Source organism: Mesorhizobium sp. M0522 (assembly GCF_040321085.1).
Classification (GTDB): domain Bacteria; phylum Pseudomonadota; class Alphaproteobacteria; order Rhizobiales; family Rhizobiaceae; genus Mesorhizobium.
In genome coordinates this window covers 39,521-52,552 of sequence record NZ_JAMYQW010000024.1, presented here as the reverse complement: position 1 = coordinate 52,552, position 13,032 = coordinate 39,521, and the positions used below count along the sequence as shown (strand labels likewise).

12 protein-coding genes are annotated in these 13,032 nt (G+C 61.1%); 2 read left to right on the top strand and 10 right to left on the bottom strand.

Going from position 1 to position 13,032, the window contains the following annotated elements; genetic code table 11:
- Nucleotides 1–263: 263 nt before the first annotated feature.
- The 10 genes from NKI58_RS23120 to NKI58_RS23075 form a co-directional block, all read right to left on the bottom strand.
- Nucleotides 264–1,442 (bottom strand): glycosyltransferase family 9 protein, encoded by a 1,179-nt coding sequence (locus tag NKI58_RS23120; protein ID WP_352466247.1) that lies wholly within the window; start codon nt 1,440–1,442, stop codon nt 264–266.
- A complete protein-coding gene (locus tag NKI58_RS23115) occupies nt 1,432–2,619 on the bottom strand; it encodes a glycosyltransferase family 9 protein (RefSeq protein WP_352785160.1) in 1,188 nt (395 codons plus the stop codon). The genes NKI58_RS23120 and NKI58_RS23115 overlap by 11 nt, the downstream gene beginning before the upstream one ends.
- Before the next feature lie 9 nt (nt 2,620–2,628).
- Nucleotides 2,629–3,810 carry a glycosyltransferase family 9 protein gene (locus tag NKI58_RS23110; protein WP_352785163.1) on the bottom strand — a complete coding sequence of 394 codons (1,182 nt, stop codon included), beginning with the start codon at nt 3,808–3,810 and terminating at the stop codon, nt 2,629–2,631.
- 6 nt (nt 3,811–3,816) lie between these two features.
- Nucleotides 3,817–5,604: an ABC transporter ATP-binding protein gene (locus tag NKI58_RS23105; RefSeq protein WP_352785166.1), complete on the bottom strand. Its 1,788-nt coding sequence runs from the start codon at nt 5,602–5,604 to the stop codon at nt 3,817–3,819.
- A 237-nt stretch (nt 5,605–5,841) separates the two neighbouring features.
- Complete coding sequence (locus NKI58_RS23100) at nt 5,842–6,384, bottom strand: class I SAM-dependent methyltransferase (RefSeq protein ID WP_352785169.1); 543 nt, start codon at nt 6,382–6,384, stop codon at nt 5,842–5,844.
- A 466-nt stretch (nt 6,385–6,850) separates the two neighbouring features.
- Nucleotides 6,851–7,105 (bottom strand): DUF6894 family protein, encoded by a 255-nt coding sequence (locus NKI58_RS23095; RefSeq protein ID WP_023674976.1) that lies wholly within the window; start codon nt 7,103–7,105, stop codon nt 6,851–6,853.
- A 113-nt stretch (nt 7,106–7,218) separates the two neighbouring features.
- A complete protein-coding gene (locus NKI58_RS23090) occupies nt 7,219–7,443 on the bottom strand; it encodes a hypothetical protein (RefSeq protein ID WP_023674975.1) in 225 nt (74 codons plus the stop codon).
- 263 nt (nt 7,444–7,706) lie between these two features.
- A complete protein-coding gene (locus tag NKI58_RS23085) occupies nt 7,707–8,234 on the bottom strand; it encodes a hypothetical protein (RefSeq protein WP_352826627.1) in 528 nt (175 codons plus the stop codon).
- 27 nt (nt 8,235–8,261) lie between these two features.
- The gene (locus tag NKI58_RS23080; protein WP_352681174.1) at nt 8,262–8,510 is read right to left on the bottom strand and encodes a hypothetical protein; all 249 of its coding nucleotides are present in this window, start codon (nt 8,508–8,510) and stop codon (nt 8,262–8,264) included.
- Nucleotides 8,511–9,045: 535 nt separating this feature from the next.
- Nucleotides 9,046–9,348: a DUF982 domain-containing protein gene (locus NKI58_RS23075; protein WP_084640966.1), complete on the bottom strand. Its 303-nt coding sequence runs from the start codon at nt 9,346–9,348 to the stop codon at nt 9,046–9,048.
- 255 nt (nt 9,349–9,603) lie between these two features.
- Between NKI58_RS23075 and NKI58_RS23070 the strand changes: the two genes are divergently transcribed.
- Nucleotides 9,604–10,665, top strand: a complete 1,062-nt coding sequence (locus NKI58_RS23070; protein ID WP_352616111.1) for a glycosyltransferase family 4 protein — start codon at nt 9,604–9,606, stop codon at nt 10,663–10,665.
- A 47-nt stretch (nt 10,666–10,712) separates the two neighbouring features.
- Entirely contained in the window at nt 10,713–12,875 is a 2,163-nt protein-coding gene (locus NKI58_RS23065; protein ID WP_352785178.1) for an amylo-alpha-1,6-glucosidase, read from the top strand.
- Nucleotides 12,876–13,032: the final 157 nt, after the last annotated feature.

The following is a 13,032-nucleotide window of genomic DNA, read 5'->3' as shown; positions in this document are numbered from 1 at the left end:
ACCGCTGCCGGCCAGACCAACCCCATTACTGGGCGCCTAAGCCTACGGCTAATTCGAACACAAGGCAGAAATGCCAGCAAGAATTGCGATCCTCTGCGGGGCGAATTGGCCTTTACTATATCCCGGTTCGGAATGCCTTATGTTTTTTGGCCTGTTGCGACGACTGTTCGACACGGGCGCTCCATTCCGCGGTCCGTCGGCCGAACTCCTTAATGCGCATCGCGTCGAAGCGTATTCAGTGACGCGCTTTTGGACGACATGCATTAGCCACTCACTTTTGTGAGCCATGGCGCCAGAATGGACTCGGCCTCGCCCATCACCACGGACCAGGGGCGTTCCCGTTTCGAGACCAGCACGGCCGATGGATAGTAGGGCGTGCGGTCGCCCTCGACCGGCCAGGAGCGCTTGAAGCCGTCGCCCAGAATGAAAACCGAGGGGATGCCGAGCGCGCCGGCCAGATGCGCTCCGGTATTGCTGATGGTCACCACGGCGTCCATCGCGGCAACCTGCGCGGCGAAAAGATCCATGTCGACGAGCTGATCGACCGATCTGTCATGAAGAATGCGCTCCGGCTCACCGTCGGTCAGGATCTTCAGATCGGTCTCGATCTGGCCGTACTGCAGCGAGACGAACCGGAGGTCCGGTCGGCCGATCAGGTTTCGCCAGGCGGCAAGCGGCGGCAGGTCTTTGCCGGGATTGGAGCTGCCCCATGCGATACCGACCAACGGCCATCCTTCCTTCCGGTAGCGGGCGCGAAGTTCAGCGACCCGGGCCGGATCCGGCTTAAGGGGCACGAAATGCTCGCGGATCGTCGCCTCGTCGGTTTCGAAAACGGCAGTCAGATGCTGGACGCCGGCGAAGGCCTGCGCCTCGGCATAGGCGGCCTTGCCGCCAGCGCCGACCGGCCGCACATCGGCGGTCGGAAAAGTGCGCTGAAAGAGCGGTACCAGGCGGCGCTCGACCAGCACGATCGAGCGGGCGGCGCGCGCCAGGGCACAGCCGACGGAACTCGCATGATGGATCGCGGTGGCCAGACCCTGCTTTTCGGTTTCCATCAGATCAATCAGCAGTGTCTGGCCAGAAATATCCTGGCCCAGCCACTCGCCATCGACGCGGCCGTTGACGATGTGGCGTCGGGCGATCCTGAGTTCGGCGGCTGCGCCATAAGCGCCCATCCGCATCAGCGCCTTGCTGAGCTCGTCGATCAGGTGGACCTCGCCCCTCGACTTCGCAATGGATCCAAGAGCCAGGGCTTTCGGCAGTGCCGCCGGCCAATCGCGGGACTCGACGCTTCGCCGATAATCCGCCATCTGATCGGCAATGTCGCCGTCGCGCCAGCGAAGAAAGAGCTGCCGCCGGTGACGTCGGAACCAGACCTTGTATTTGTAGCCTGCAAGCGCGACAGCGCGGCGCAACCGGCCGAGAAGTAGGCTACCTTCCATCGCCAGCTCCGCCGATGATTTGCATGACCCGTCCGCCTGCTTCCTGCACTGCCGACGCCCAGGCTCGGCCGCCTTTTCTGACCAGTCGAACGCTCGGATATGCGGCGACGGTCTCGCCGAAGGCAGGCCAGGACAGTCGAAACCCGTCGTCGAGCATGATAATCGTCGGCACGCCGAGCGCTCCGGCCAGGTTGGCGCCGGTATTGCTGATCGTCACCACCGCGTCCAGCGCCGCAATTTGGGCGGCAAAGCGGTCCATATCCGTCAACTGGTCGACGGAAGCGTCATGGATGATGCGCCCCGGCGCGTGGCGCTCGAACTCGGAGAGGGCCGGCCCGACATCGCCATATTGCAAGCTGACGAGGCGCCCCGGCAGGCTGCTGAACAGCGTCCGCCAATCGTCCAAGGCCGGCAGATCCTTGCTCTTGTTGAGGCTTCCCCAGGCAAATCCGATCAGGGGACCTGGGCCGCCATCGAGATAGGTGCCGCGCAGCTCGGCAACCAGTCGGCGGTCCGGCTCCAGCGGAACGAAGGGCGCGCGTGCCGCCGGGTCGTCCGGCCAGAAATGCTTTGCGAGTGTCTCGAAACCGGCAACGACATCGGCGTCCACCGCCGCCATGTCCTCTTCCCCTTCAATCCTGACATCGAGCGCAGGATATGTTCTGCGATAAAGCGGTGCCAGTCGGGGCTCGACGAAAACGATGCATCGACCGGCAGCCGCAGCTGCTGGACCAAGCAAAGACGCGAACTGGAAAAAGATCGCTAGGTCGCCTTCGCGACGATCGACGAGAAGCGTGCGACCCGCAAGATCACTGCCATCCCAATCGGGCCTGCCGCGCAGCTGCTTGCTCGCCGCCATCAACTGCCAGATGCGATTTCCTCCGTCGAGACGCCTCAGTCCACGCCCCGCTTTCTTGATCAGGCCGAGATCGCCAAGCTGCTCACCAAGCACGCCAAGCGCCAGTGCATGGTCGCGAGCAGTTTGCCAGTCACCACGCTGCACGCTTTCCTCCATCAGCCTCATATGCCTTTCGGCACTTTCGTCGGCGTGGCGCGAAGGACGTCTAAGAAGTTCCTTTGCCCGCTCGAGAACCTTCTGCAGCCGCTTGCCGACGGCGCCTTGCGGGCGCAGATCGGCGGTTTTTGCCTTCTGAAGGATGGTTCGTCTGTTCTGCACGGCGATGTTCTATCGTCCTCGGGGAGCGTCGGAAAGCGTCGTCAGGATCGACGAGAGCCGCCGGCCGGCCTCGTCGAGCACCAGCGACCAAGGGCGCCCCTCCTTGCGAATGACAATGCCCTTCGGATACCAAGGTGTCCGGTCGCCGGTCACCGGCCATGCCGTCTGAAAATTATCGTCGATGAGGAAAACAGTCGGCACGCCAAGAGCTCCGGCAAGATGGGCCGCCGTATTGCTGATCGTCAGGACAGCATCGAGTGCAGCGAGCTGTGCGGCGAAACGGTCCATGTCGACCATTTGGTCGACACTGTCGTCAAAGATCAGACGCGCGTCGTTGCCGTTGCGAAGGCGCCGCAACGCCGGCTTGATCTGTCCGTACTGGAGCGAAACGAATGTCGCTTGTGTCTGGGCGATGAACCGTGCCCATTCAGGAAAATCAGGCACGTCCTTGGTGTGGGACTTGCTGCCCCAGGAGAGACCGACCAGCGGCAGATCCGTCATCGAGCGATAGCGCTTGCGGAATGCCTCGACGAGTTCAGGATCTGCCCGCAGCGGTACGAAGTCGGCAGCAAGCTTTTCGGCGTCGCGTCCGAACACCCAGGCGAGATCTTCGAAAGTCGCGTGTTTGTCGCCGACCACATCCCGCTGCGCCGGGACCACGGTCGCCTTCGGGAACGTTCGCTGCAGAATTGATACCAGGCGCGGCTCGACCCGAATTGTTGCGCTTTGGGCATAGGCAGCGGCAGCGCCGGCCAGTCGCGCGTGGCGGATAACCCGGCCAAGGCTGCGCGGGTCATCCTCCACAAGATCGATCAGCAGTGTATCCGATCCGAGATTCTCGCCGGTCCACTCGTTGGCGCTCTTCCCTTTCCGCAGCCGGCGAGCGGAAAGCCGAAGCTCAGCTGCCCGCGCAAAGTTGCCAAGGCGTTCGAACGCCTGGCCCGCCTTCTGCATCAGCTCCGGGTCGCGATTATGATCGGCCGTGACAGCCATCTCATTGGTACCGGCTTCAAGGCCTTTCCAGTCCCTGCGCACGATCAGGGCCTCAACCTTGGCCTGTAGCTCAAGAATGGAACGAGGCTGCTTGGGACTGAAAAACAACCTGCGCACCGCCTTTTTGTACCGGCGCACCTGAAGGCCCAGTCCACCAATCACATACCGGACATAGGAACCGTGATAAAAGCTGGTCATCGGCCTTCAGCGCAATACGCTCTGCCGCAGCTTTTTGCCGCTTTCGACCATCGGATCGGGCGTCTCCAGGTGGAATATCGAACGATATATCTCGCTGTGCTTGGCAAGCTGGTCATGCGTTCCAGAATCGACGAGCTGTCCGGCGTCAAACACGAGAATACGATCGGCCGCCTTGATTGTAGACAGCCTGTGCGCAATGCAGATCACCGTGCGCTGAAATGTGTTGTCGAAGGCTGCCTCCATAACCGCCCGTTCGTTTTCACCGTCAAGCGCGGATGTCGCTTCGTCATAGACGATTACCGCAGCATTCTTGAGCAGGGCGCGCGCGATGGCAACGCGTTGTTTCTGGCCGCCGGACAGGTTGGTGCCGCTTGGCCCGACAAGCGTGTCGAGCCCGTTTTCGAGCGCCGAAGCAAAGCTGGTGACCCGGGCGAGGTTCGCAGCAGACTCGATTTCCTGATCCGTGGCATTCGGGCGGCCGTCGCGAATGTTGTCGCGGATCGAGCCTTCGAACAGGAAGACGTCCTGGGATACCAGTGCGATGTTATCGCGAACGTCGGCCAGGCTGATCTTCGAAATGTCCTTTCCGTCGATCAGGATCCTGCCCTTGTCCGGCTCCATCAGGCGCAGGATCAGATTGACGATGGTGGTCTTGCCGGCGCCGGAGCGGCCGACGATCGCCAGCTTCTCACGAGGTCGCACGTCGAAGGAAACACCCTCGAGCGCGGGGCTGTTGCCGTCATAGGAAAAGGCCACATCTTCAAAGCGGATACCACCATCGACGTCGGTCAGACGCTCGCCCGCAATCGCGAGTCGCCGTTGCTCGGGCGTGTCGATCAAATCATACATCTGCTCGACGGCGACCATTTGCTTCTGGATGTCGACATTGACCCGGGCCAACCGCTTGGCAGGCTCATAGGCAAGCAGGAACGCGGTAATGAAGGCCATGAATTCGCCGGGCGTCTTGCCGTTGCCGAGGGTCTGCCAGCTGGCGTACATAACGAAAAGCCCGATGATCACGCCGCCGCCGGTCTCCATCAATGGGCTCATCAATGCTGACGTCCGGTTGATCTGGATGCCACGTCTTTCCATCTTGCGGACGGCCTTTGCAAAGCTGGCAACGGCCTTGTCCTCGAGCTGGAAGGACTTGATGGTGCGGATGCCTTCGACGGCTTCCGTGCCGATCGACTGGACTTGTGCCGCCAATTCCGTCTCGCCCCTCGCCAGCGCCTTGAGCTTCCTTGTTATCGCGCCGACTGACAGGAACAGCATCGGCAGAACCGCCACGGATATCAGCGACATCACCGGGTCCTGCTTGACCATGACGCTGGCCAAGGCAATCAGGGTCAGCAGATCAGAGACGGCGCTGCTCGTGAGGGTGAGAATAACGGTCGCCCCGGCGCGCGCGTTGAACATGATTTTGGAGATGAATTTTGCCGGATGCTGGTTCGCGAAACGGCTGATGTCGAAATACACCATTCGGGAAAATTGCCGGTTTTGCAGGTCCGAAACGATAGCCCGGCGAATCTTTCCCGTCGTGATGGTCTGGCAGTAGGCAGCTATGCCCTTGACCAAGAAAATGCCGATGATGACGGCGCTGATACCCGATACAGCGGCGGCGTCTCGCTCGACATAGATGGTGTTGATCATGACTTTCATGATCCAGGCCGCCGCGCCGGTCGCCGCAGCGGCGGCGATCGAGCACAGCAAACCTGTCACATACAGCATCTTGTGCGGCGGCAGATTTTCGCCAATCAGACGCTTGATCAGCGGATATGCTGGGGCCGTTGACACTCGTTTCTTTGTAATCATCTCGTCGCCGCCCGTTGCGATCCCGTCCGGTCTTCGCGTTATCTTGAAGCGCGAGACGGTTTCGATCACCTGTCTGTGGCTTCGTTCCCGACCGCAGTCAATGCCGAACCGGATCCTTGCACGTCATCGGCCTATGACCGTCGGTTCCTCGCATCCGAGCATAGCGGACCCCAGCCACGCGGCTCTTGCGCCATTCGTCGTCGGCCGCGCTATGCCTGGTCAGTGTTTCGCGAGGACCATGAGATGGCTTCCAAGAGGCGATGTGTGATTGCTTTTGATTGAAAAGCCCACATCCGAAAGCACCGCGATCATCTCCTTATCCTTGCCAGGAGGGACGCGGGCAACGATCGTTTGAGCACGCCCGGCGATATCGCACAGCACGCTTCGCGCCTTGTCCGCGCCGAGGCTCCACTGCATGTGGTGGTAGACTGCCAGCAGCATGACGATGTCGTATTGCGGTTGGAGAACATTTTGCAGCTTCCGGCTGCCAAGATCGAGACAATCGAACCGGCTTTGGACCGGACAACCCAGGAAGATCATCCTGGCCGTCTCGATATGCGGCTTGAGAATGTCGATCCCATGGATCGAACTCGGTCCTAGCTTGGATATCTCATAGGCGACAACACCCATGTTGCAGCCAACATCGAGAATGGATTTCCCGGCGTAGTCGACCTCTGCTGAGAATAGGCCGTCCAGTCGGTCGTCCCACGTTCCCTTGAATCTCTTTTGCTTATTTGACCACCACAAATCATTGTTCTCCAAAAACGGCGCCGGACTGGTTACCTTGACGGAGGGGGACTGTGCGCCCGGCCTAACTCGGTCCAGTTGCTGGCGCGCAAACGACACTGTCCTGAGCGTCCTGTAAACGCAACCGCGGGAGAAAGGAACTCCTGATCACAGCATCCTGCGAAGACGTTTCGGTAAGTTGACGAACACCCGGCCCGACAAATCGACATATGGGTTGGAAATGGCAACGTCGCTTGGCGCCCCCTACCCGTGCCTGCCCTCGAGTTCCTGAAACGCACGATAGCCCGGGCCGGCACCACGCAGGGACATAAGTAATGCCCCCGTCGGCAAGGCAAGCCATATTTGTTCTTGCTTTGTGCCGGCAGCTATGCTACTAATTTGCCTATGGTGCTGATTTGCACCAACGACCGTCTTGCCGCGACATGCGGTTTTTCAGCCAGGCTCGATCAAAGCTCGCCCGCATCGCGGGGCCTTCGGCGAATCACGGCCGAGTGCCAGCCTTTTCGGCAGCTTCCGAGAATGGAAATCGGAAAAGCAGGTTCCGGTTCTCGTCGCAGATTTCGAAGGAAAGACCTGTCAGGACCGGGCTGCCGCTGAGCAGACCCTCGGCCAGGATTTCCTTGGCCGAAGCCATGGCGTTGTCCTGGGCGGCAGACAGGCCATCCAGCTCCTGCCCCTCGAAATCTTCCGTCAAGCGGCCGTCATTGTTTCGGAAATGAAAAAAATATCTCGGCATGCCTGCTCCGGTTGGTTGGTTTATCTAGTCGCAAGCGGTCTCAGGAACAGCGTCGGATTTGTGCACGACAGCACCGTGCGATTTTGGCGTTGGGATTCATGGCGTTTAGGCCTTCATGCGTCAGGTCGATCGAACAGTACCCCCAGCCCGTGTTCGAACGCACATGCCGCAATCATGTCGTCCAGGGCTTTTCCGGAGGCCGGGCAATTCGGCATGACGGCCCTGATCGCGATCTCAGCCGCTGCGGTGGAAACCGCATCGTGGCGCCTCTTGCTGGTCTCCATGTACTGCTCGAGCAGAATTTTCAGGCGCCGCGCGGCAATCTCGTCAACGACCATCGTTCTCCCTCGATTCGGCACAATGTCCGTCTTCCGGGTCTGTCCTCCGGATGAAGGTCCGCTGCCATTGGGTAGCAGCGGACCACTCGGCTGGGTGAGCCAATGACCCGAGGCGGGGGTGTCTCGGACCGCCACCACAATAGCTTCGGCAGGCCACTCGTTCCACAGAACGCTGTCGTTGGTAATTTTCGTACACTGAGCATTGCCACAGACAGTCTGCGACCGTGGGATTTTTGCGCTATGCCCGTAGCCTGATAACCGGATCAGCTTCGGCTTCGATCGACATAGGTGTAGATGCCCGCGCCGATCGCGACCGCTCCTACAGTGATCAGAATCGATGGCACCCCCATCGACGTGGCGACGATCCCCCAGACAATGGCGACGGCAATTGCGCCGACCGTTCCCAGCACCAGTCTAAGCCGTTTCGACATTATCCATTCCCCCAAAAGTGCATCTTTGGCCTTTTCCGGTCGAAATACCGCAATGCGGCACCATTGTCTGCGCTTCGTCCAACTTTTTATGCCGCCCCTGAGCCCCGATCGCTGAGGCGTAAGCGATCCGTGTGCGGCCTTGTTGCAAACACCCACTCGACAATCAGGAAGCTTGGGCGCGGGCCCGAGAAGCGAGGCGTCAGAAAGCGAGGTATCTATGCAAAATTTTCGGAATTTACTCCGGTTCTCGATCATGGCCATGGCGGCCACGACAACCGCAATAGTCATCACCGGGCTTACCCCCGAGACAACCGAAGCGACTTTGATTTGCCATGGGTTGGTCTGCCAGAAGGCGAGCAATGAAGGCAGTGCCTTCGGCGCCAAATATCAGCGCAAATGCACATGCGAAAATGTAAGCGAGGGCGCTAACAACCATCCCTCCCCGCACAATGTCAACAAGGGGCCCATCGGCGGCTCAAGCAGCAGCAGCGGATCGAGCGGCGCCAGCAGCTCAAGCGGCACCACCAGTTCGAGCGGCAGCAGCGGTTCGAGCGGCAGCAGCGGATCCAGTGGCGGCAACGACGGAACAAGCAGCGGCGGGTCTAACGGCAGCGGCGGAGTGTAGCGGCTGCTCAAGCGGCTCCGGTGGCGGCGCCACTCGAGTTGAACCGTGGCGGCGACCACGCGGCCGGCAACGACGATCGATCCTCACGACAACGGGAGTAGTAGTATGACGCTCCGACCGAAATCGGCGACCGCGCCCCTCACCGACCTTGCAGGATTGCTTGGTCTTACGCTCACCGTCGCGATGCTCGCCGACAGAAGCTGGCCTGTGCATTTGCAGGCCATGACTGTCATTGCAGCTACTACTGCAGCAATGATCGCGGTCGACACGGCTTATTTCCAGACGTTTCGAAGGCGTTCAACGGGATTGCAGGCGAAGCCGATGCGAGCGCTTGAAGTCGAGCGTGTCGTGCGCAAGCTCATCGGCTTCATCGTTACGCTCACGACCATTGCCGCAGTCTACTGGATAGTGCCGGAATACCGGCGTGAGTTTTACGCCCCCTACTGGGCAGCGCTCTACGACACCTTGCCGGCGCTGCTCGTCGGTCGCCGATCGGGCGCTCCGGCTGAATGCCACCCTTGCTCGGACCATCTGCGGCAGTCGGCGCTATCGCCTCAAGGCGTGATCGCGATGCCGATCCTCGCCGCTCATCGGCAACGGCCGATCGCCCTCGAGCAGGCGGGTGATCCGGGCGAAGCCGGCAAAAGCCTTTCTCGCTTCCTCGGCCGACATCCGGCCGGCCATGGCCGCAGCGCAGCAATTCACGGCGCACTGGTAAACCGGCCCGCGCCGCCCCGCCGGCCATTTTCGCAAGAATGCCATTGCTTCGGCAACGCTGTCGATCTCCTCCACAGGCTGTCCCTGTCCGCGCAAAACCCGCACGGGCGAAAAGAATTGCAAGCGGTCCATCATTTCCTCCCCGTCGACCGGATGCGTGCGATCGAACCCCACTAAACTCGCGAACCCGACTTTGGTTCCCGGCAAAAGAGGGCTTGGCCTGAAAAATGTTGGCTGCACGAGACGAGCAGCGGTGGACGCGCCCGGCAGCTCCAATTGGGTGACATCTTGCCCCAATTGGGTGACATCTTGCCATTGTACGGGAACGTTAGCGCGGCTGATGCATTTCGATGCCACGAGCAGTCTTTTTGAGGGAAATGCCAAAACATGAGAATAGCCCATGTGGCGCCGCTCCATGAATCCGTGCCACCCCGGTTCTATGGAGGGACGGAGCGCATCGTCTCCTATCTGACCGAAGGATTGGTCGAGCTTGGCCATGACGTGACCCTGTTCGCCAGTGGCGATACCAAGACGTCGGCGAAATTGGTGGCGTGTCGCGAGCGTGCGCTCCGTCTCGATCCGCGCCCGCACAAATCCGAAACCGCGGCGCATCTCTCGATGCTCGCCGAGGTGAGGAGCCGTGCGCAACAGTTCGACATCATCCATTTCCATCTCAGCCACTTCCTGCATTTTCCTTTCTTCGAACACATGCCCGACCGGACGGTGACGACACCGCATGGCAGGCTCGACTATGTCGACCTGGCCCCGGCCTACGAACATTTTCCGCGCTTTCCGATGATCTCGATTTCGCGCAGCCAGAGAACCGGGCTACCCAGGGCCAATTGGCTGGCGACCATCCATCACGGGCTACCGATCAACATGTACAAGCCGACTTTCGAGACGGAGGTGGACGAGCCGTATCTGGCCTTTCTGGGCCGGCTGTCGCGCGACAAGCGCCCGGAGCGTGCCATTGAGATCGCCTTGCGCTCCGGGCTGAAACTGAAGCTCGCAGCAAAGATCGGCGACGACGACCGCCCTTTTTTCCACGACACGGTCGAGCCGCTGATCGACGGCGACCGTGTCGACTATATCGGCGAGATCGAAGAGGACAGAAAAGCGGAATTCCTCGGCAAGGCGGCCGGCCTGCTGTTTCCGATCGATTGGCCGGAGCCGTTCGGTCTTGCCGCGATAGAGGCTATGGCCTGTGGCACGCCGGTAATCGCCTGGAAATGCGGTGCCCTGCCGGAGATCATCGACCACGGTGTGACCGGTTTCCTTGTCGATACGGTCGATGCCGCAGTCACCTCGATACCGGAATTGCTGCGCCTCGACAGGCGACAGGTGAGAGCCGTGTTCGAAAACCGTTTTTCTGCCACGAGAATGGCCCACGACTATGTGGCTGCCTATGCGCGCCTGATCGGTACTCCCGGTGAAGCGAGAGCGTCCTGATCGGCGTTATTGTGGACGTTGGAACGAAACGACAGAGCTTGTGACGTATGAATCAACTCGACGAGCGTAAGCTTGATCCCGCCGTAGCCCTTGCCTCCCTCGACGAGGTTGCGCCCCGGGAGCCGCACCGGCTGTTCGCCCTCAAGCAAGCCGACTGCTTCGCGGTGGCCGACGCCTATGGCGACATCCGCGGCGCCGGCGATGGCTTTTTCCGAGACGACACGCGTGTGCTTTCGGAATTCCGGCTGACGGTCGGTGGCCGGCAAATGTCGTTGCTCGGCGCCTCGCTCAGCCAGGACAATGTGCTTTTCACCTCGAACCTGACCAATCTGCCGATCCAGAGTGTCGGTGGTCGCGACATTCCGCAGGGCGCGATCCACATAGAACGCGTCAGGCTGCTTTGGCAGGACCGGCTGTTCGAGCGCATCACCCTTTCCAACTACAGCCAGGAATCGTCGGCCATTCGGGTTTCCTTGCATTTCGCAGCAGATTTCCGCGACATGTTCGAGGTGCGCGGTTCGACCCGGCTCAAGCGCGGAATAGCCCACGCCGCCGAGACCAGTCCGACATCCGTGGTGCTTCGATATGACGGGCTGGACCAGCTCGTGCGCCTGTCGGCGATCTCGTTCTCGCAGGCGCCGGACAATTTGACCGCCAGCCGCGCGGATTTCCTGGTTGCGGTGACGAAGCGCAGCAGCGAGGTCCTCTATATCGAGGTCGGCCCGGAAGTGGCGGAGACACCCGACCGCGACCGTTTTCGGGCTGCCGCCGCCCGCGCTCGCTTCGGCATGCGCGCCAAACGCCGCCACGGCGCGACGGTGCACAGCTCCGGCCGCGTCTTCAACGACTGGATCGAACGCGCGCGCGCGGACGTGGCGTTGCTGACCACCGAGCTTTCAACCGGACCTTACCCCTATGCCGGCATACCCTGGTTCTCGACGGCATTTGGCCGTGACGGGGTGATTTCCGCACTGCAGATGCTGTGGTTGAATCCTGGGCTGGCGCGCGGCGTACTCGCCTTTCTCGCCCAGCATCAGGCGACCGAAACGTCGCCGTTCAGCGATTCGCAGCCGGGCAAGATCATGCACGAGACCCGCAAGGGCGAGATGGCGGCACTGCGGGAGCTCCCGTTCGGCCGCTATTACGGCGGCGTCGATACCACGCCGCTCTACATTCATCTCGCTTGCGCGTATGCGGATCGTACCGGCGACATGGCGTTCGTCGACAGCCTGTGGCCATCGCTCTGTGCAGCGGCCGAATGGACGGAGGAGACAAGCCGCGCGACCGGCTTCGTTACCTACCAGCGCGGCGCCGAGACCGGCCTTGCCAACCAGGGCTGGAAGGACAGTTTCGATTCCGTCTTCCATGCCGATGGCCGCATGCCCAAGGGGCCGATCGCCCTGGTCGAGGTGCAAGGCTACGTCTTTGCCGCGTTCCGTGGGCTGGCGGCGCTCGCCCGCCGCCGCGGCGAGGACGACAAGGCCGATCATTGGGAGGAACGCGCCGAAACCATGCGCGCCGCGGTGGAACGCCATTTCTGGATGGACGATCTCAATTTCTATGCACTGGCGATCGATGGTGCAGGCGAGCTCTGCAAGGTACGGACGTCGAATGCCGGCCATCTTCTCTTTGTCGGGCTGCCCGAGCCGGAACGGGCGCAGATGGTCGCCGATCAGCTGCTCTCTGCGTCGTTCCACTCTGGTTGGGGAGTGAGGACGCTGGCCGACGATGCGATATTCTTCAATCCGATGTCCTACCACAATGGTTCGATCTGGCCGCACGACACCGCCATATGCGGTGCCGGCCTGGCACGTTATGGGGTGCGCGAGAGCGTAGTCAGGCTGATGAGCGGCACGTTCGAATCGGCTGTCCATTTCAACATGCGGCTGCCGGAACTGTTCTGCGGCTTTACCCGGTCGCCGGGCGAAGCGCCCATCGCCTATCCCGTCGCGTGCCTGCCGCAGGCCTGGTCGGCGGGATCGGCCTTTATGCTGATGCAGGCCTGCCTTGGGCTCGAAATCGACGGCTGGAACAGCGAAATCCGGGTCACCCGCCCAAGGCTGCCGATCGGCATCGACACGCTGACATTGCGGCATCTAGGTGTCGGCTCGACAGTGGTCGACCTCACATTCCAGCGTGTCGGCGACCGGGTCGTCGCCTTTCTCGCCGATCGGTATGAGGGGATGGTGCCGCTCATCGTGCGCACTTGATACCGCCGCGCTGCGGCGCATCGAAAATGACGCGCGGCATTGCAATCGTCCGGAACCGATAGCCTCTTTGTGCGTTGCAAAAATGGGCGGCGGACGTTGTCGTTGTCATACGGCGGCGAACCAGAAAACAAATAAAAAACGGCTATCGGCCAGCCGG

Excerpts from the sequence above, each read along its gene's own strand:
- NKI58_RS23110 (WP_352785163.1), bottom strand. The coding sequence starts at position 3,810 with ATGACCAGCTTTTATCACGGTTCCTATGTCCGGTATGTGATTGGTGGA.
- NKI58_RS23120 (WP_352466247.1), bottom strand. The coding sequence starts at position 1,442 with ATGGAAGGTAGCCTACTTCTCGGCCGGTTGCGCCGCGCTGTCGCGCTT.
- NKI58_RS23065 (WP_352785178.1), top strand. The coding sequence starts at position 10,713 with ATGAATCAACTCGACGAGCGTAAGCTTGATCCCGCCGTAGCCCTTGCC.
- NKI58_RS23075 (WP_084640966.1), bottom strand. The coding sequence starts at position 9,348 with ATGGACCGCTTGCAATTCTTTTCGCCCGTGCGGGTTTTGCGCGGACAG.
- NKI58_RS23095 (WP_023674976.1), bottom strand. The coding sequence starts at position 7,105 with ATGCCGAGATATTTTTTTCATTTCCGAAACAATGACGGCCGCTTGACG.
- NKI58_RS23070 (WP_352616111.1), top strand. The coding sequence starts at position 9,604 with ATGAGAATAGCCCATGTGGCGCCGCTCCATGAATCCGTGCCACCCCGG.
- NKI58_RS23090 (WP_023674975.1), bottom strand. The coding sequence starts at position 7,443 with ATGGTCGTTGACGAGATTGCCGCGCGGCGCCTGAAAATTCTGCTCGAG.